The 19629-nt window shown below is 56.0% G+C and carries 12 protein-coding genes, 1 tRNA gene and 1 riboswitch; of the genes, 10 read left to right on the top strand and 3 right to left on the bottom strand.

From position 1 onward, the window contains the following. Positions 1-21: 21 nt before the first annotated feature. The 3 genes from thiC to B5F22_RS00405 all read right to left on the bottom strand — a co-directional run bounded on the left by thiC (position 22) and on the right by B5F22_RS00405 (position 3491). The gene (gene thiC / locus B5F22_RS00415; protein ID WP_087389619.1) at positions 22-1326 is read right to left on the bottom strand and encodes a phosphomethylpyrimidine synthase ThiC; all 1305 of its coding nucleotides are present in this window, start codon (positions 1324-1326) and stop codon (positions 22-24) included. 80 nt (positions 1327-1406) lie between these two features. Then, positions 1407-1511: riboswitch (TPP riboswitch) on the bottom strand. Positions 1512-1548: 37 nt separating this feature from the next. Next, entirely contained in the window at positions 1549-3261 is a 1713-nt protein-coding gene (locus B5F22_RS00410; protein WP_087389616.1) for an ABC-ATPase domain-containing protein, read from the bottom strand. Positions 3262-3400: 139 nt separating this feature from the next. Next, positions 3401-3491: transfer RNA gene (locus B5F22_RS00405), tRNA-Ser, on the bottom strand. Positions 3492-3774: 283 nt separating this feature from the next. Between B5F22_RS00405 and glgB the strand changes: the two genes are divergently transcribed. The 10 genes from glgB to ppk1 all read left to right on the top strand — a co-directional run bounded on the left by glgB (position 3775) and on the right by ppk1 (position 19425). Further along, positions 3775-5757 (top strand): 1,4-alpha-glucan branching protein GlgB, encoded by a 1983-nt coding sequence (gene glgB, locus B5F22_RS00400; RefSeq protein WP_242955019.1) that lies wholly within the window; start codon positions 3775-3777, stop codon positions 5755-5757. Between the two features lie 47 nt (positions 5758-5804). Next, on the top strand, positions 5805-6995 hold the full coding sequence (locus B5F22_RS00395; protein ID WP_087230223.1) for a glucose-1-phosphate adenylyltransferase: 1191 nt from the start codon (positions 5805-5807) through the stop codon (positions 6993-6995). Positions 6996-7009: 14 nt separating this feature from the next. Then, positions 7010-8128 (top strand): glucose-1-phosphate adenylyltransferase subunit GlgD, encoded by a 1119-nt coding sequence (gene glgD / locus B5F22_RS00390; RefSeq protein WP_087230226.1) that lies wholly within the window; start codon positions 7010-7012, stop codon positions 8126-8128. Beyond that, on the top strand, positions 8125-9555 hold the full coding sequence (glgA, locus tag B5F22_RS00385) for a glycogen synthase GlgA (protein ID WP_087389609.1): 1431 nt from the start codon (positions 8125-8127) through the stop codon (positions 9553-9555). The genes glgD and glgA overlap by 4 nt, the downstream gene beginning before the upstream one ends. A gap of 120 nt (positions 9556-9675) precedes the next feature. Beyond that, the gene (locus tag B5F22_RS00380; protein ID WP_087389607.1) at positions 9676-12081 is read left to right on the top strand and encodes a glycogen/starch/alpha-glucan phosphorylase; all 2406 of its coding nucleotides are present in this window, start codon (positions 9676-9678) and stop codon (positions 12079-12081) included. A 33-nt stretch (positions 12082-12114) separates the two neighbouring features. After that, positions 12115-13950, top strand: a complete 1836-nt coding sequence (locus B5F22_RS00375) for a glycoside hydrolase family 13 protein (protein ID WP_087389604.1) — start codon at positions 12115-12117, stop codon at positions 13948-13950. A gap of 38 nt (positions 13951-13988) precedes the next feature. After that, positions 13989-14900: an ROK family glucokinase gene (locus tag B5F22_RS00370; RefSeq protein WP_087389602.1), complete on the top strand. Its 912-nt coding sequence runs from the start codon at positions 13989-13991 to the stop codon at positions 14898-14900. Between the two features lie 35 nt (positions 14901-14935). Beyond that, positions 14936-16207: a glucose-6-phosphate isomerase gene (locus B5F22_RS00365; RefSeq protein ID WP_242955018.1), complete on the top strand. Its 1272-nt coding sequence runs from the start codon at positions 14936-14938 to the stop codon at positions 16205-16207. Between the two features lie 177 nt (positions 16208-16384). Further along, positions 16385-17284, top strand: coding sequence for a hypothetical protein (locus B5F22_RS00360; protein WP_087389596.1), 900 nt, complete (start codon positions 16385-16387; stop codon positions 17282-17284). Next, positions 17257-19425 (top strand): polyphosphate kinase 1, encoded by a 2169-nt coding sequence (gene ppk1, locus B5F22_RS00355; RefSeq protein ID WP_242955017.1) that lies wholly within the window; start codon positions 17257-17259, stop codon positions 19423-19425. Before B5F22_RS00360 ends, ppk1 begins: the two co-directional genes overlap by 28 nt. Positions 19426-19629 lie beyond the last annotated feature (204 nt).

Genomic DNA, 19629 nt, shown 5'->3' with positions numbered 1-19629 from the left:
TAGGAGGAATCCCTGTTTTCGTTACAGAATGTCGATGTACTCCCCGCTGAGGGCCTTGTTCATGCTGCGTACGGCGCAGAACTTGCCGCACATGGAACAGCTGTCCTCGTGCTCCGGGGCCCGGTCATCCCGGATGCCCTTGGCGGTCTCCGGGTCAATGGCACATTCCCACTGCTTGTCCCAGTCGAAGGTCCGCCGGGCATCGGCCATGGCGTCGTCCAGGTCTCTGGCATGGGGGATTTTCTTAGCGATGTCCGCGGCGTGGGCAGCAATGCGGGAGGCGATGATTCCCTGCTTCACGTCCTCCACATTGGGCAGAGCCAAATGTTCGGCGGGGGTCACATAGCACAGGAAGGCAGCGCCTGCCGAAGCGGCCACTGCCCCGCCGATGGCGGCAGTGATGTGGTCGTAGCCAGGGGCGATATCCGTGACAAGGGGACCAAGCACATAGAAGGGAGCGCCCATGCAAATGGTCTGCTGGAGCTTCATGTTGGCCTCAATCTGGTCCAGGGGCATGTGGCCGGGGCCCTCCACCATCACCTGTACGTTTTTGGCCCAGGCTCGGCGGGTCAGCTCGCCCAAGCGTACCAGCTCTTCAATCTGGCATACGTCACTGGCATCGGCCAGACAGCCGGGGCGACAGGCATCTCCCAGGGAGATGGTCACGTCATATTCCCGACAGATATCCAGAATCTCGTCAAAGTACTCATAGAAGGGGTTCTCTTCCCCGGTCATGCTCATCCAGGCAAACACCAGGGAGCCGCCCCGGGAGACGATGTTCATTTTCCGCTTGTGGTTTTTGATCTGGTCGATGGTTTTGCGGGTAATGCCGCAGTGGAGGGTGACAAAATCCACCCCGTCCTGGGCGTGGAGTCGCACCACGTCGATGAAGTCCTTGGCGGAGAGAGTGGCCAAATCCCGCTGATAGTGGATGACACTGTCGTATACGGGGACCGTGCCGATCATGGCAGGGCACTCCTGGGTCAGCTTCCGGCGGAACGGCTGGGTGTTGCCGTGGGAGGACAGGTCCATGATGGCCTCTGCCCCCATATTCACTGCCGCCATCACCTTCTGCATCTCCACGTCATAGTCTTTGCAGTCCCGGGACACCCCCAGATTGACGTTGATTTTGGTGCGAAGCATAGAACCCACGCCGTTGGGGTCCAGACAGGTGTGGAGTTTATTGGCACAGATGGCCACCTGTCCTTTGGCTACCAGCTCCCGAATCTCCTCCTCCGTGCGGTACTCTTTGGCGGCCACCGCCTTCATCTCCGGGGTGATGATGCCCTGACGGGCTGCGTCCATCTGGGTTGTGTATGTTCTCATGTTGATCTCTTCCTTTCTGGCTGCGGGTTGGATGAGCGTTGAAACAGAAACAGCGGGGATACCTGACTTGGTATCCCCGCTGATGACGGCATATGTCTCCCTACGTTGGCATTATCCAAATCAGGTTCATGGGTCGAAGGGCACACCTTCCTCTCAGCCTGTCTACAAGCTCCCCGTTTTCAATTGTAAACAATGGTATTATACAACGATTCAGAAGAGAACTCAAGAAGTTTTTCCAGCCAGGTTCAGCCCCCGGTACCGGTTGAAACAGGCGAAGATCTCCTGTCGTCTGGGCCGGGCCAAAAAGGCTCCCTCCCGTCCGCACAGAGCCTCCAGGCCCTTGCGGTCCATGATTTGTTCCAGTTCCTCCACCACCTGTTGCAGGGTGCGCCTGCCGTCCATGAGATGCTTCTGGGCGTATATCAAACAGTACCCCAGTGCAGTGAGTTGTTCCGGGTCAGTGAGCTGCTCCACGTACCGAAGGTCGATGGTCTCGCGGTTGATGGATACCCCATCCCGCCCCAAGGTTTTCAGTTTTACCCGATCACCTTGGCCAAACTCCTCCGATCTACGGGGACAGCGGTGTACATTGGGAGCCGGTGCAGGCTCCAGCTGGGCACAGGTGGAGGGGAATGCCTGTGCCGCCTCTTTGGCCAGTGCGGTAATGTCCCTGGGGATATATCGGTCCATTTGAATGATGTGGTGAGCGGGGTGGAAATAGGCGCCAGAGCTGCCTGCCACCAAAATGGTGGAGATGCCGTGGGTGTGATACAGCTCTTCCACACGCTCCAAAAACGGGGTGATGGGCTCCATGTCCCGGTGAATGACCCGCTGCATCAGCTCGTCCCGAATCATGAAGTTGGTGGCGCTGGTGTCCTCATCCATGAGCAGCAGAGAGGTTCCAGCCTCCATACTCTCCACCACATTGGCAGCCTGGGAGGTACTGCCGCTGGCGTCCTGGGTGGTGAAGCGGGTGGTGTCCGTTCCATTGGGCAGATGGTTTATGAACATGGAGATATCCGTCTGGGCAATGCTTCGGCCATCTTCCGCCCGAATTTTGACGGCGGTATGATCCGTGATGACGTATTCCCGCCCATCCCCGGAAATGTGGTTGTATACCCCTGCCTCCAGTGCCTTGAGCAAGGTGGATTTTCCGTGATATCCACCGCCCACAATGAGGGTGATGCCTTTAGGGATACCCATGCCGGTGACGGTTCCCCGGTGTGGCAGTTCCAAGGTGACAGACAACTCCTGGGGTGACTGAAATGGTACACTGCCCTTCATGGGCTGGGCAGAGATGCCAGTGGCTCGAGGGAGAATGCTGCCATCTGCCACGAAGGCGCACAGGCCAAGTTTGGGAAGCGTCTTACGGATATACTGCTGGTCCTCCGCCAGATCTGCCACCCCTTGCAGCCTCTTTCCGTCCAAATTTCGGTACATGAGGGATGCTTCCACGCACTGGGGCAGGAACTCAAACAGTATCTTTCTCAGTTCTCCAGCGTTTACCGTACGGCCATTGGCGGGAAATCCTGCCTCAAAGCGCAACACAGCGTCTCCGGAGACCGGGTCCATACTGCATGCCGTGCGCTCCAATACCTCCTGTCCACAGCGGCTGGTGGAAAGAAGCCCGCTGTGCCCGGAGCCTCTGGCCAGTCCGGATACCTGCCCAGCTTTCCGGGCAAACAGGCGGGTGATGGCATCTTGCAAGGCGATGCGCTGACAGGGCATCTGGTACAGCTCATGAGGAAACCCGGCCTTCTCTCCTTTGACATGGATGCTCAGTTTGGAGAGAGCGGCAAAAGGGTCTCCCTGGACGTGGTCGATGGACAGTATATAGCCCGGAAACTGATAGGTTCCTCGGGTGTCCTTATAGGCCGGGTAACTTCTGCGGTCTATGCGGGTAAGCAGCTGTTGAAGTTGTGCAGCGGTCTGCATGGTCTTGCCCTCCTGATACACATGGTTTCTGTTCCCCAGTATACCCCACCCCCTGCCCCGGTTCAAGTGGTGTACATGGCCATAAAATTCACTGGATGAAATCAAAAAAGTCCAGCAACCCAAAGGCTGCTGGACTTTTTGGCGGAGACGGTGGGATTCGAACCCACGGACGGTTTTACCCGTCAAACGATTTCGAGTCGTTCTCGTTATGACCACTTCGATACGTCTCCATCAATGATAGCTGATATAGAATACATGATTTTCCTCCAAAAGTCAACGTTCTTTTTCGCTACTACAGGTTATAGTAAGATATTGACAGCATTTAATGGGAATTTAAGGGCTCGTAATCATTTTTTACGAAAACAACACATAGTATACTAAAAGTATATGCGCTTTCATTTGCTTTTTTGTGCATCTTGACTTTATTGTTCTATCGCAGTATAATGAAAGCCACAAAATAAACCACAGCATCATTACCTCATGAGTTGTTCGAGGAATTGGGAGGCATATACCTTGAATCACACCGCATATCTCAACGATGCCATCGCCCGTTTCAGCGCCGGAACCAGCCACGACGCCTATCGATTTATGGGCTGTCACAAGGAGGTCCGGGACGGAAAGGAGGGCTATGTGTTCCGTGTCTGGGCCCCTCATGCCCGCTCTGTCCGGGTTTTGGGCCGATTTAATGACTGGGACACCGATGTGCCGGCCATGGACAAGCTTACCGATGGAATTTGGGAGCAGTTTTTGCCCGAGGCCAAACACTTTGACGAGTACAAATTCTACATCGAACGCCCGGATGGCTCCTTTGTCTTCAAGAGCGATCCCTACGGCGTACATACCTGCACTCGGCCCGAAACTGCCAGCAAGATCTATGATCTGGACGGCTTTGAGTGGACCGATCAGGAGTATTGTGCTGCCCGGGCCAAGGAGCAGCCGCTCACCCGTCCTCTGAACATCTATGAGCTGCACCTGGGGTCCTGGCGTAAGCATGCCGATGGCAACTACATGACCTACGAGGAATACGCCAAGGATTTGGTCAAGTATGTCAAGGATATGGGCTATACCCACATCGAGCTGCTTCCCATCAGCGAGTATCCCTTTGAGCCCTCCTGGGGCTATCAGGTCACTGGATATTATGCCCCCACCTCCCGGTACGGTACACCCAAGGACTTTATGAAGTTTGTAGACATCTGCCACAGCGCAGGTATTGGTGTGATTTTGGACTGGGTGGGCGCGCACTTCCCCAAGGATGAGACGGGTCTGTATGAGTTCGACGGCGGTTGCTGTTACGAGCCCTCCGACCCTCTGCGCAAGGAGCACCCGGACTGGGGCACCCACATTTTCGATTATGGCCGTTACGAGGTGCGGTCCTTCCTCATCTCCAATGTGGTCTACTGGTTAGACATGTACCATGTGGACGGCATTCGAGTGGACGCCGTGGCTTCCATGCTCTATCTGGACTACGGACGCCGGGATGGTCAGTGGCGCCCCAACCAGTACGGCGGCAATACCAATCTGGACGCAGTGAAGTTCTTGCAGGACATGAGCGCCGCTGCCTTCGAATTTAACCCCGGCGCTCTGGTCATCGCCGAGGAGTCCACCGCCTTCCCCATGGTCACCAAGCCTGGGTATGACGGCGGATTGGGCTTTAACTTCAAGTGGAATATGGGCTGGATGCATGACATGCTGGATTACATGTCTACCGACCCCCTGTTCCGCAAGGGCCGTCACAACAACATTACCTTCTCTCTGACCTACGCGTTCTCGGAAAACTTTATCCTCCCCCTCTCTCATGACGAGGTGGTCCACGGTAAGTGCTCCCTGCTCAACAAGATGCCGGGAGACTACGAGGAGAAGTTCCAGAATCTCCGGGCCTTCTACGGCTATATGATGACCCATCCCGGCAAAAAGCTGGTGTTCATGGGCGGAGAGTTCGGTCAGTTTATTGAATGGGATTTCACCAAGGAACTGGACTGGTTCCTTTTGGAATATGATAAGCACCGTCAGTTGCAAGACTATGTCCGGGATTTGAATCACTTCTACCTGGCCCATCCTGCCCTGTGGCAGAATGACAACGATTGGCACGGCTTCCAGTGGATTGCCTGTGACGACAACAGCCAGAGCGTGATCTCCTTCCGGCGCGTGGATGCCAAGGGAAAAGAGGTTGTGGTTGTGTGCAACTTCTGCCCGGTCACCCGCGAGCACTACTGCATCGGTGCGGCCAAAGCCGGTACTTATATTCCTGTTTTGTCCAGCGACGACGTGAAATATGGTGGCACTGGTACCCCGCTCAAGCCGGTCAAGGCCAAGGCGAAACCCATGCACGGGCTGAAATACTCCATCGAATTGACTCTGCCGCCCCTCTCCACCGTATATTACGAGCGAGAGGCGCCCCAGAGAACCCGCAAGACGGTGGAAGGCGTGCCCAGCGCAAAGGTGAAAAAAACCAGAGTTTCCAAAAAACAATCCGCTGGTAAAAAGACCAGCAAATAACCATCACATATAACCAGCGAGGAAAGATGAATTAGGGGGGCTTCACTGTGATCGAACGAAAAAAAGAATGCATCTCCATGCTCTTGGCCGGCGGCCAGGGCAGTAGATTGTATGTACTGACAGAAAACACCGCAAAACCCGCCGTGCCTTTCGGCGGCAAGTATCGCATCATTGACTTCTCTCTCTCCAACTGCGTGAACTCCGGCATTGATACCGTGGGTATTCTCACCCAGTATCAGCCCCTGGAGCTCAACGACTACATCGGCAACGGCCAGCCTTGGGATCTGAACCGGAATTTCGGCGGCGCCCATGTGCTTCCTCCCTATACCAAGACCACCAGCAACCAGTGGTATAAGGGCACAGCCAACGCCATCTATCAGAACATCCCCTTCATCGAGAGATATCAGCCCGAATACGTGCTTATTCTCTCCGGTGACCACATCTATAAGATGGATTACAACAAGATGCTGCAGTTCCATAAGGAGAAGGGCTCCGAGTGCACCATTGCAGTCATCAACGTCAGCATGGAAGACGCCACTCGTATGGGCATCATGAGCACCGACGAGAACCAGGCCATCGTGGACTTCGAGGAGAAGCCCGCCCACCCCAAGAGCACCCAGGCCTCCATGGGTGTGTACATCTTCACTTGGGCCGCTCTGAAGAAGTACCTGATCGCCGACGAGGCCGACCCCAACTCCGAGAACGACTTCGGCAAGAACGTCATCCCCGCCTTCCTGCGGGACGGCCGTCCCATGTATGCCTATCCCTTTGAAGGCTACTGGAAGGACGTGGGTACTCTGGGCAGTCTGTGGGATGCCAACATGGACCTGTTGGACCCCAAGGACCCCCTGGATATGCGTAACCCCCACTCCAAGATCTATGCCCGGAACTATGCCAGCCCCTCTACCATGATCGCCCCCTCCTCCAAGGTGTCCAACTCCTTCATCACCGAGGGCTGCCGCATCAAGGGTACGGTGGAGAACTCCGTGATCTACACCGGCTGCGAGGTGGAAGAAGGCGCTGTGGTCAGCGGCACCGTCCTGATGCCCAACACCATCGTCCGCAAGGGCAGCACCGTCAGCTACGCCATCGTGGGTGAGCAGTGTGTCATCGAAGAGAACGTCACCATCGGCGCACGCCCGGAGGACTGCCTGGGCGAGGATTGGGGTATCAGTGTTGTGGGTCATAAGAAGACCATCCCCTCTGGCACCGTGATCAAACCCAAGGAAATTGTTTAAGGGGGGCTACAAAGATGAAAATGTGTGGAATTATTTTCTCCGAGATGTATTCGGATGAGTTGAACGCTTTTACCCATGACCGTAACATGGCGGCTATCCCCTACGGCGGCCGTTACCGCCTGGTGGACTTCGCCCTGTCCAACATGGTCAACTCCGGCATCACCAGCGTGGGCGTGCTGGCCAAGCAGCACTACCACTCTCTGATGACCCACCTGGGCAATACCCAGGAGTGGGACCTGAACCGCAAGAACGGCGGCCTGCAGATCCTCCCCCCCTACGCCAGCGAGAGCCTGAACCAGGCCAACCGCGGCAAGCTGGACGAGCTGCGTAACGCTCTGGACTTCCTCCGGGAAGACACCTCTCCCTATGTGGTGATGGCAGATGCCCACGTGATCTGCAACATGGACTTCCGCCCCGTGGTGGAGTCCCACATCAACAGCGGCTGTGACATCACTGTGGTTGCCACCCAGAGCAAGATGAGCAACAGCAACACCTACAAGTCCGTCATCCAGGTGGATGGGAACATGCGGGTCACCAGCTACGCTCTGGACCACGTGCCCCAGCCCGGCGACTACTGTGGCATGAGCATCATGGTCATGGACCGTCAGGTGCTCATTGACACCGTGTCTGAGTTTACCGCCCGGGGTGTCTACTTCCTGGAGCGTGACTTCATTCAGTCCCGCTTCAACACCGGGGACCTGTCCATCAACATCTATCCCTTCACCGATCCCGTCCTGCGGGTCAACGACATTGAGAGCTATTTCAGCAGCAATATGGCTCTGCTGGACGAGGGCATCAGCAATGCCCTGTTCCGTCCTGACCGTCCCATCTATACCCGTGTCAACGACGAGGTTCCCTCTCACTACGGCATGGACTGCAACATCTCCGGCTGTATCATCGCCGACGGCTGCATTTTGGATGGCAATGCGGAGCACTCCGTCATTGGCCGTGGCGTACGCATCGCCAAGGGTGCCACAGTGAAGAACTGCATCATCATGCAGGGCAGCGTCATCGGCGAGGGCGCCAGCCTGGAGAACGTCATTGTGGACAAGTGGGCCACCATCACCGCCGGTAGCCAGCTCAAGGGCCTGGAGACTGCTCCCGTGATCATCCGCAAAGGAGTCACTGTATGAAAATCTTATTTGCCGCCAGTGAAGCCGCTCCCTTTTTAAAAACGGGAGGGCTGGGCGACGTGGCATCTGCGCTGCCCAAAGCGCTCAGTGCCGATGAAAACGCACAGGTGGCTGTCTTTCTCCCCTACTACAAGGCTATCAAAGACAGTCCCCGGTGGGACATTGAGTTTCTCTGTAACTTCCGGGTGCCTCTGTCCTGGCGCAGTGTATACTGTGGTGTGTTCCGTGCCAAGGACACCCAGAGAAACCTGCAGTACTACTTCATCGACAATGAGTACTACTTCTATCGGGACAACGCCTACGGCTACTACGATGACGGCGAGCGCTTCGCCTTCTTCTCCAAGGCCGTTTTGGAGTCCCTGCAATACCTCAACTGGTATCCCGATGTCATCCACGCCAACGACTGGCAAACTGCCATGATTCCCGTCTTCCTCCGGGCCTTCTACATGGGTCTGGATGCCTACCAGCCCATCCGCACCCTGTTTACCATCCACAATATGGAGTATCAGGGCAAAGCACCGGAGTCCTTTGTGGACGAAGTGCTGGGCCTGCCGGAGGATTGGCGGGGTACCACCCAGTTTGACGGCTGCACCAACATGATGAAGGCCGCCATTCTGGTGTCTGACCGGGTGAGTACCGTCTCCCGCACCTACGCCTACGAGATTCAGGACCCCTATTACGCCCACGGGCTGGACGGAGTGCTGCGCCACCACAGCTACAAGCTCAGCGGCGTGGTCAACGGCATCGACACCGACATCTTTGACCCCTCCACCGATCCCCTGATCCCGGTGAATTACACCTGTGATCAGCTAGACAAGAAGGCGGAGAACAAGCGGGCGCTCCAGGAAAAGCTGGGATTGGAGTGCCGGGACGACGTGCCCATGGTGATTATGATCACCCGCTTGGTCTCCCACAAGGGCCTGGACCTGGTGCAGGCTGTCATGGATGACCTGATGCAGGAGGATATCCAGCTGGTCATCATCGGCACAGGCGAGCAGAATTATGAGGATATGTTCCGCTCCTATGCCGACCAGTACCCGGAAAAGATGTCTGCTAACATCGTTTTCGACAACAAATTGGCTCACGAGACGTACGCCGGCGGCGATCTGGTGCTGATGCCCTCCAAAATGGAGCCCTGTGGCCTGACGCAGCTCATCGCCATGCGCTACGGCACCGTACCCATCATCCGGGAGACCGGCGGATTGTACGATACCGTACCCGCTTTGAACCCGGAGACCATGGAAGGGCGCGGCTTTACCTTCAAAAGTTACAACGCCCATGACATGCTGGATGCTGTCCGGCGCGCTGCTGCTTTCTATCAGGACAGCAAGCACTGGAAGCTCCTGCAAAAAAATGACATGAAATTTGATAGTTCTTGGAATCAGTCCGTTCAGGAGTATTGGCAAATCTATCGTTCCATGTTATAATTGTACCGTGTTGCCTCCCCCCGATTACAGCCCGCTCATGCGGGCTGTGCTCGGGTACGGGCAACACGGTTTTCAAATTTTTGCGGATGCCTTGTGATCCGCACAGAGGAGTTCAGTTTCATGAATCAGAAACAGATTATTGAAAAACTGGAAGAGACCTTGTTACGACGCTATGGCTGTCATTCTGACACCGCCTCTCCCCAACAGATCTACCGCTGTCTCTGCTATCTCGTCAATGAGATGCTGGTGGAAAAGAACACACAGTTTAACCGCAAGACCAACAAGGACCAGGACAAGCAGGTATACTACATGTCCATGGAGTTCCTGGTTGGTACCTCCCTGCGGAATAATTTGTATAATTTAGGTCTGGAAGAGCTGTTCACCCAGGCATTGGATAAGTGCGGCATCGACATCCACGACCTGTATGAGATGGAGCCTGATGCCGGTTTGGGCAACGGCGGTCTGGGCCGTCTGGCCTCCTGCTATATGGATTCTGCCACCACTCTGGGCATTCCCTGCACAGGCTATTCCATTCGCTATGAGTTCGGTATCTTCAAGCAGAAGATCATCGACGGCTGGCAGATGGAGTTCCCCGATGACTGGCTGACCATGGGCGATGTGTGGCTGGTGCCCCGAGAGGACGAGGCCGTGGAGGTCAAGTTCGGCGGCGAAGCCCACGGCTGGGACGACAACGGCAAGTACCGTGTGGCCCACGTCAACTATCAGTCCGTCATGGCTGTGCCCAACGATATGTATATTTCCGGCCACGACACCGACGCCGTGAACAAGCTGGTGCTGTGGAGCGCCAAGTCTCCCCGCAGCTTTGATATGACCGCTTTCTCCCGGGGCGACTACGCCAAGGCCCTGGAGGGCGATACCATGGCCGAGGTCATCTCCAAGGTCCTCTACCCTGCCGATGACCACATTGCTGGCAAGCGTCTGCGCCTGCGCCAGCAATACCTGCTGGTATCTGCCTCCCTCCAGACCATTCTGCGCAAGCACCTGAAGACCTATCGCAGTCTGGACAACCTGGCCGACAAGGTGTCCATCCACATCAACGACACCCACCCCGCTCTGTGCGTGCCCGAGCTGATGCGTCTGCTGCTGGACGAGTACGACTACGGCTGGGATGAGGCCTGGGAGATCACCTGCAATACCCTGTCCTACACCAACCACACCGTTATGAGCGAAGCTCTGGAGCGTTGGAGCGAGAGCCTCTTCTCCGAGCAGATGCCCCGTGTGTATCAGATCGTGTGCGAAATCAACCGCCGCCTGGTGGAGGATCTGCGGGCCAAGTATGGCAACGACATGGGCAAGATCAACTACATGGCCGTCATCGCCAACGGTGAGATTCGCATGGCCAACCTGTGTCTGGCTGCCTGCCACAAGATCAACGGCGTGTCCAAGCTGCACACCGAGATTCTCAAGGACAGCATCTTCCGGGACTATTACCAGATGGAGCCCAATCGCTTCCTCAACGTCACCAACGGCATCGCCTACCGCCGCTGGCTGTGCCAGTCCAACCCCGACCTCAGCGCTCTGCTCAAAGAGCTCATTGGCGACGGGTTTGTCAAGGACTCCAGAGAGCTGGAGAAGCTTCTGAAGTACCGGGACGATGCCAGCGTGCTCAGCCGCCTGCAGGAGATCAAGCTGGCCAATAAGCAGCGCCTCAGCGATCTGATTCTCCAGCGCAACGGCATTCAGGTGGATCCCAACTCCTTGTTTGACGTCCAGATCAAGCGTCTGCACGAGTACAAGCGCCAGCTGCTCAACGTCCTCCAGATTCTGCACATGTACCTGGAGATCAAGCACAACCCCAATGCCCCCTTCCAGCCCCGCACCTTCATCTTTGCCGCCAAGGCCTCTGCTGGCTATATCATGGCAAAGCAGATCATTCAGCTCATCTGCGCGGTGTCTCGCCTGGTCAACTCCGATCCCGTGGTGCGCGACAAGCTGAAAGTGGTGTTTATGGAGGACTACAACGTCTCTCTGGCTGAGAAGATCATCCCTGCCGCCGAAATCTCCGAGCAGATTTCCATTGCCGGCAAGGAGGCCAGCGGCACCGGTAATATGAAGCTGATGATTAACGGTGCCGTTACCCTGGGTACACTGGATGGGGCCAATGTGGAGATTCGGGAGCAGGTGGGCGATGAGAACATCGTGCTCTTCGGCCTGCGTACCCCCGAGGTCAACGACCTGTGGCATCACGGGTACAATCCCCTCGTATATATTCATAACGATCCCCAGCTCCAGGCTGTGATGGATCTGCTGCGCACTGGTTTCTCCAACATGCGCTTTGACGATATTGTCAATTCCCTGATTACCAACCACCGTGGACCTGCCGACCCCTATATGTGCCTGGCAGACTTCCACGACTATGTGCGGGCTCAGAACGATGTGTCCGCCCTGTATGCTGACCAGCGCAAGTTTACCAACATGTCCCTGGTCAACATCGCCAAGGCCGGTCTGTTCTCTGCCGACCGCGCCGTCACCGAATATGCCGAGAACATCTGGCATCTGAAGTGACCTATTTTTCCTCATTGTCTGGAGTTTTGATGGATGAATGTCGCGTTTAATTGCCTGTTAGAAGAATATAAGACTCCTTTTGGCTGTGTGATGGAAAACCAGCCCTGTTCCCTGACGGTGAAGGTACCGGACTACTACGCCGTCAGCGGCGTGGATGTGATTCTCACCACCGACACCGCCTACGGGATGCAGGTATCCTTCGAGTTGACCGACACGCAGGACGGATATCAAATTTATAAGACGCAGTTTTCCCTCCCCCGGTGCGGACTGTATTTCTATCACTTCCGCTGCCAGGGTGCTCAGGGGCCGTTCCAGGTCTACCGTTGCGGAGAGACGGATACCAGCATCAACCAGGGAGACCTCTGGCAGTTGACCTGTTACCCGCGGCAGTTTCACACGCCCAAGGCCTATGCCGGAGCCGTGATGTATCAGATCTTTCCCGATCGCTTTTTTCGCTCGGGCTCCTGTGATTTGACCGAGAAACTGCAGCCCTACTGGGTACACGAAAACTGGGACGACACCCCCCATTATCTCCCCAACGAGCACGGAGAGGTGCTGAACAACGACTTTTTCGGCGGAAATCTGCGGGGAATTCGAGAAAAGCTGCCCTATCTCAAACGGATGCATGTGGACGTCATCTATCTCAACCCCATCTCCATGGCGTTTTCCAATCACCGCTATGACACTGCCGACTACATGCGTCCCGATCCCATGTTGGGGACCGAGGAGGACTTTTCCGCCCTGTGTGCCGACGCCCACAAGCTGGGTATGAAGGTGATTTTGGACGGCGTGTTCTCCCACACCGGCAGCAACAGCGTGTACTTTGACCGCAACCATATCTTCGGACACGGTGCAGTCAGTGACCCCAATTCCCCCTACCGCAGTTGGTTTGATTTCCAGGAGTACCCCAACCGCTACACCTCCTGGTGGGGCATCGACACCCTCCCCTGCGTCAATGAGATGGACCCGGCTTTTCTGGAGCACATCATCACAGGAGAGAATAGCGTCATTGCCCACTGGATGAGCTTAGGCGCCGATGGCTTCCGTCTGGACGTGGCCGACGAGCTGCCCGACGACTTCATCGCCCTGTTCCGCCAGCGTCTCAAGGAGCTGAACCCTGAGGCACTGCTTCTGGGTGAGGTGTGGGAGGATGCCTCCAACAAGATCAGCTACGGAGCCCGAAGAAAGTATTTCTCCCACGGAGAACTGGACTCGGTGATGAACTATCCCTTCCGCAGTGCCATTCTCTCCTTCTTGGCCCAGCCGGATGCCAACAGATTCCGGGCCAACATCATGTCGGTGGTGGAGCACTATCCCCAGGAGGTTCTCCACTGCCTCATGAACAGCCTGTCTACTCACGACACCCCCCGCATCCTCACCCTGTTGGGCGACAGCTTTGACGGCTCCAAGCAGGAAAAGGCCAACCGATTCCTCAGTGAGGACGCCAAACTCTGGGCGGTACGGCGGGAGTGCGCAGCGGCGGCGCTGCAGTTCACGCTGCCTGGTATGCCCTGTATCTACTACGGAGATGAGGCCGGGCTGGAAGGGTTTGAAGACCCCTTTAACCGCCGGTGCTTCCCCTGGGGACGTGAGTTGACCTCTCTGCAGACAGCCTATGAGTCTCTCAGCCGCATCAAAGGCAGATATGCCGCCCTCAAACGAGGCCATATCACCTTTGAAAACCCTAACGATCATGTCATTCATTTCATCCGCACCTTGAACGGCCAGCGGATTCACACCATTGTCAACGGAGGCTCCGACCCCATGACCCTCCCCATCACGGGACAGCTGCTGTTCCAGTCCTATATCAATATGGAAAAGCGGTTGCTGCATCTGGAGCCCTGGGGTGTTGCCATTATTTTGGAATAAGCGTATCTTGACGACAAGAAAAAGAGGAGTTGAGCGCAATGAAGCAAGTGTGTTTTGGCGTGGACATCGGCGGAACATCCGTGAAGCTGGGGCTTGTGGACGAAGAAGGCCCTCTGCTGCACAAGAGCGAATTTCCCTCTCCCCGTGACCCTGCCGCCATGTTTGACCGGATTGCTCAGGAAATCCAGCAGGTAAAGGCGCAATTCGACGACTGTGCCTTTGTAGGTGCAGGCGTGGGCGTCCCCGGACCTGTGTTCAACCAGGAACAGGTCAAGGGCTGCGTCAACCTGGGCTGGGGGGATATCAACGTGGCCACCGAGCTGTCCAGCCGCACCGGTCTGGTGGTAAAGGTGGAAAACGACGCTAACTTGGCCGCTCTGGGCGAGCTGTGGCACGGTGCCGGCAAAGGCCGCAAGAGCTTGGCCATGCTCACCGTGGGCACTGGCATTGGCTGTGGCATTATTTCCAACGGCCAAATCATCTCTGGCGCCAACGGTGCAGGCGGTGAAGCTGGCCATATGCCCATGAGCTTCCACCAGGACTGGCAGTGCTCCTGCGGCAAGTATGGCTGCTTGGAGGTCACCGCCTCTGCTACCGGCATCATCCGTGCCGCCCGGGAGTTCCAGCCCTTCCAGGACATGGAGAAAGTCACCGCTAAGGACGTGTTTGACGCAGCCAAGGAGGGGAACCAGCAGGCCATGGAGGTCATTCAGACCGCAGCCAAGGCCTTGGGTGTGGCCTCTGCTATGATCGGCTGCATCGTCAACCCCGAGATCTTTATCATCGGCGGTGGTGTGTCTGCTGCTGGCTCTATCCTCATGGACCCCGTGGTGGATGTCTACCGGGAAAACGTGTTCTCCCCTGCCCGTCAGGCCACCTTTGCTCTGGCCCAGTTGGGCAACAACGCCGGAATTTATGGCGGCGCTGGTCTGTTCTTCTATCATGCTTAATTCCCTTAACCAAGGGTAAATTTTTTCACAAGGAGTTGCACACTATGTTAACGTTGGATTTGTCTCATCTGGATGGTTTCGTATCCCAGGAGCAGCTGACCGCTATGACCGACGAAGTGGCCGCCGCTCACGCCAAGCTGTATGATAGTTCCGCCCCCGGCTCCGATTTCACCGGCTGGGTGCGTCTGCCCGAGGCCTATGACAAGGAGGAGTTTGACCGCATCCTCAAGGCCGCCAAGAAGATTCGCTCTGACTCCGAGGTACTGGTGGTCATCGGCATCGGCGGCTCCTACCTGGGGGCCCGCACTGCCCTGGAGATCTTCCCCTCCGACGGTCCCGATATCTGCTTTGTCGGCTGCTCTCTCAGCCCCAATGAGATTCAGAAGGTCATGCGCCGCATCGGCAACCGCAGCTGGTCCATCAACGTGATCTCCAAGTCCGGCGGCACCATTGAGCCCGCCATCGCCTTCCGTATTTTCCGTGAGCACCTGGAGAAGAAGTACGGCGCTGAGGCCAACAGCCGTATCTACGCCACCACCGATAAGGCCCGTGGTGCTCTGAAGTCCGTGGCCGACAAGAACGGCTGGGAGACCTTTGTCATTCCCGACGAGGTGGGTGGCCGCTTCTCCGTCCTCACCGCTGTGGGCCTGCTGCCCATCGCTGTGTCCGGCACCGACATCAACGAGCTGATGGCCGGCGCTGCCGAGGCTATGGAGAAGTATGACCTGCGCTCCATGGACAACCCCGTGTGGCAGTATGTCGCCGCTCGTAACCTGCTGTATCGCCAGGGCAAGAAGATCGAGATCTTCTGCAACTACGAGCCCTCCTATACCTTCTTCGGCGAGTGGCTCAAGCAGCTGTTCGGCGAGTCCGAGGGCAAGGATGGCAAGGGCATCTTCCCCGCCAGCGTGCAGCTCACCACCGACCTGCACTCCATGGGTCAGTTCATCCAGGACGGCGAGCGCATTCTCTTCGAGACTGTGATCTATGTGGATGACACTGGCTGTGACGTGGCTGTGCCCCACTGCGACGACGACGGCGACAACCTGAACTATCTGGCAGGCAAGCCCCTGAGCTTTGTCCGTGAGATGGCCTGCCAGGGCACCCTGGCCGCTCACCACGACGGCGGCGCTCCTGCTATGGTCCTGCGCAGCCCTAAGATGAATGCCCGCACTCTGGGCGAGCTCTTCTACTTCTTTGAGCTCTCCTGCGGCATCAGCGGCCACGTGCTGCAGGTCAACCCCTTCAACCAGCCCGGCGTGGAGGCCTATAAGAAGAACATGTTTGCTCTCCTGGGCCGTCCCTAATTTTTCTTTCGTGCAAACTCCTATGGCTGTCTCTGGGCAGCCATAGGAGTTTTTACATACTCTTTACAAAATACGACAGGAAATCTTGACACAGGTTTTGTAAAGTATAGATAGTGGTGTATTACGTCCATTTCACAGCTAAAACCGCTGTGAAGATCATATAACAGGAGGATAGACATGAAGCATGCAGTGATTGATATCGGTTCTAACTCCATGCGTTTGACGGTGTATTCCGTGGAAAAAGAGAGTTTTACCGTTCTGTTTAAAGAAAAGATTATGGCCGGGCTGGCCAATTATATGGAGCACGGCATCCTGACGGAAGAAGGTATCCGCAGAGCTGGAGCTGGACTGCTCTCCTTTGCAAAGACGCTGGACCACCTGGAGATCACCAACATCTCCGCCTTTGCCACCGCCTCCCTGCGTAACGTCCATAACTCCCAGCAGGCTGCTGCCGCCATCAGCCAGATGGTGGGGTTCCCCATCGAGGTGCTCTCTGGCGAGGAGGAGGCCACGTTCGGTTATGTGGGTGCCATGCAGGACACTGCCATGGACAGTGGACTGTTTGTGGACATTGGCGGCGCCAGTACCGAGTTGGTGGAGTTTGAACATGGCCAGGTGAACCAGGCCTCCAGCTTCCCCATTGGCTCACTGAAGCTGTACCGGGACTGTGTCAAGCGGATTCTTCCCGGAAACGGCTCCTATGATCGCATGGAGAAAGCTTTGAAGCGGGAGCTGGGCAAACTGCCTGCCCAGGACCTTACTTCCCATCAAATTGCAGCGGTGGGCGGCTCTGCCCGAGCCGCTTTGAAGCTGTCCCGCACGGTCTTCCAGCTGCCCCAGACCTGCCGGTCTGTCACCGCTGACCAGCTGGATGAGGTATTTGCCCTACTCCGCTCCGACCAGCGCACGGCCACCGATCTGATTTTGAAGGCAGCACCTGAGCGGCTGCACACACTCATCCCTGGCCTGATGATTCTGCGCCATGTGGTGAAAACTTGTCAAGCAAACGAGGTCATCGTCAGTCGGTACGGTGTCCGGGAGGGTTATTTATGCCAGAAGATACAGTCAAAACTATGAAAGATTACAGCTACACCCAAAACCGAGAACTGAGCTGGCTGCGGTTTAATCGCCGCGTGTTGGAAGAGGCAGCGGATCAGACCGTGCCGCTGTTGGAGCGCCTGAAATTCATCTCCATCTTCACCAGCAACCTGGATGAATTCTTTATGATTCGAGTGGGCAGTCTCTTCGACCTGGCTGCCATTTCCAACAACAAAGAGCGGGATAACAAAAGCGGCATGTCTCCCCGGGAGCAGCTGCGTTGTGTCTACGAGACCATTCCTCCCCTCATCGACCTAAAAAACCATCTCTACGAGTCCCTCTGCACTCAGCTAGAAGAAGAGGGCATCGTGGATGTGTCCATGGACCAGCTGACAGAGGCGGAACAGCAGTACGTCTCCCGGTATTACACCGCCAACGTACTTCCCACCCTCTCTCCCCAGATTGTGGACTCCCACCACCCCTTCCCCCACCTGGAAACAAAGCGGCTTTACATTTCTCTGCTGTTACGGGAGAAAAAAGATCGACTTTCCCTGGGATTTGTCCCCCTCCCTGCCTCCCTGCCCGCTTTTCTCATGCTGCCCAATTCCAATGGCCGCTATCTCCGTATGGAACAGATGCTCCTCCACTGGGCACCCTCCCTCTTTGAGCGATACAAGGTGGCAGACAGCTGTGTCATCTGTGTCACCCGCAATGCAGATATCAGCTTTGACGTAGATAAGTTTGAGGACACCACCGAAGAGGACTTCCGGAACCATGTCAGCAAGCTGCTCCATCTTCGGGGCAAACAGTCTGCGGTGCGCCTAGAGGTCTCTCGGCCCATTTCTCAGGCCTTTCTGGACATTTTACGGGACAGATTGGACCTGGAAGCGCACCAGGTGTTTGTGGACCGCTCTCCGTTGAACATGAGCTATGTCTTTGCCCTGATTGGTCAGCTGCCTGCTGATGTCAGTGAGAAACTCCTCTTTCCTCCCTATCAGCCTCGCCAACCGGAGGATTTGAACCCCAAGCAGAGCATGATTCAACAGATTCAGCAGCGAGACCGACTCCTGTTCTATCCCTTTGACTCCGTCAACCCCTTCCTGCAATTGCTTCAAGAGGCCGCCGAGCGCAAGGATGTCATCGCCATTAAAATGACTATCTACCGTCTGGCCTCTTCTTCCAAGATTGCCCGTATTCTCTGTCGAGCGGCGGAAAATGGGAAAGAAGTCACCGTACTCATGGAGCTGCGAGCCCGTTTTGACGAGGCCAACAACATCGCCTGGTCCAAAGTGCTGGAAGAAGCCGGATGCCGGGTCATTTATGGCGTAGAGGATTACAAGTGTCACAGCAAGATCTGCCAGATTACCATGCGCCGGGGCGATACCCTCAACTATATCACTCAGATCGGCACAGGAAACTACAACGAAAAGACCTGTGCTATGTACACGGATCTGTGCTTTATGACTGCTGATAAGCAGATTGGCCTGGACGGTGCCGCTTTCTTCCGCAATATGCTGGTGAGCAATCTCAACGGCAGCTATCAGCGCCTTCTGGTCTCCCCCAACGGTATTCACCAGGCTCTCTTAGACCACATGGATGAACAGATTATCTTGGGACATCAGGGATATATCTGCATCAAAGCCAATTCCCTCACAGAACGGGCCATTATCAACAAGCTTCAGCAAGCCAGCCAAGCAGGCGTAGAGGTACAGCTGATTCTCCGGGGCATCTGTTGTATTCGGCCCGGAATTCCCGGAAAAACCGAGAGCCTCCACGTCACCAGCATTGTGGGCCGCTATCTGGAGCACGCCCGCATCTACTGCTTTGGTCGGGGAGAACAGGCCAAGTATTTCATCTCTTCGGCGGACTTGATGACCCGAAATCTGTTGCGCCGGGTTGAGATTGCCTGCCCCATCGACGACCCACAGGTAAAATCCCAGCTGGAATGGATTCTCCGCACCCAGTTGCTGGACAATGTAAAGGCCAGTTCCATGCTCAGCGACGGAAGCTATCTGAGAAAAACCAGTACCGTCTCTCCTCTCAACAGTCAAGAGGAGTTTATGCGTACCTCTTCTCATACGGCACAGCCTAGCTCCGCACCTGCTAAGTCCAAGACCCAGGGCTCCCTATTGCAGCGGCTGAAGGATCGCTTCCCCTGGACCATTACAAGAAAGTATTGAAATTTCCCCAATTCTGTGGTATACTCCATACCCGTAGTCATAATGAGATATGCGGGTATGATGGAATTGGTAGACATGCGAGATTTAGGTGCTGTCACCTCAGTGAAGAAGTTTTTGTAAAAATAGCGGCAGGGAGTTCCTGCTGCTCATATATGCGGGTATGACGGAATTGGCAGACGTGCAGGATTTAGGTGCTGTCACCTC

The organism is Pseudoflavonifractor sp. An187, from assembly GCF_002160275.1.
In the GTDB taxonomy this organism is placed as follows: domain Bacteria; phylum Bacillota; class Clostridia; order Oscillospirales; family Oscillospiraceae; genus Enterenecus; species Enterenecus faecium.
Note: the sequence above shows the minus strand (reverse complement) of the source record. Positions and strands in the feature narration are given on the sequence as shown.

Bases quoted from the DNA above. Each gene is read 5' to 3' on its own strand.
- thiC (WP_087389619.1), bottom strand. From the start codon at position 1,326: ATGAGAACATACACAACCCAGATGGACGCAGCCCGTCAGGGCATCATC.
- B5F22_RS00410 (WP_087389616.1), bottom strand. From the start codon at position 3,261: ATGCAGACCGCTGCACAACTTCAACAGCTGCTTACCCGCATAGACCGC.
- glgD (WP_087230226.1), top strand. From the start codon at position 7,010: ATGAAAATGTGTGGAATTATTTTCTCCGAGATGTATTCGGATGAGTTG.
- glgA (WP_087389609.1), top strand. From the start codon at position 8,125: ATGAAAATCTTATTTGCCGCCAGTGAAGCCGCTCCCTTTTTAAAAACG.
- B5F22_RS00380 (WP_087389607.1), top strand. From the start codon at position 9,676: ATGAATCAGAAACAGATTATTGAAAAACTGGAAGAGACCTTGTTACGA.
- B5F22_RS00375 (WP_087389604.1), top strand. From the start codon at position 12,115: ATGAATGTCGCGTTTAATTGCCTGTTAGAAGAATATAAGACTCCTTTT.
- B5F22_RS00370 (WP_087389602.1), top strand. From the start codon at position 13,989: ATGAAGCAAGTGTGTTTTGGCGTGGACATCGGCGGAACATCCGTGAAG.
- B5F22_RS00360 (WP_087389596.1), top strand. From the start codon at position 16,385: ATGAAGCATGCAGTGATTGATATCGGTTCTAACTCCATGCGTTTGACG.
- ppk1 (WP_242955017.1), top strand. From the start codon at position 17,257: ATGCCAGAAGATACAGTCAAAACTATGAAAGATTACAGCTACACCCAA.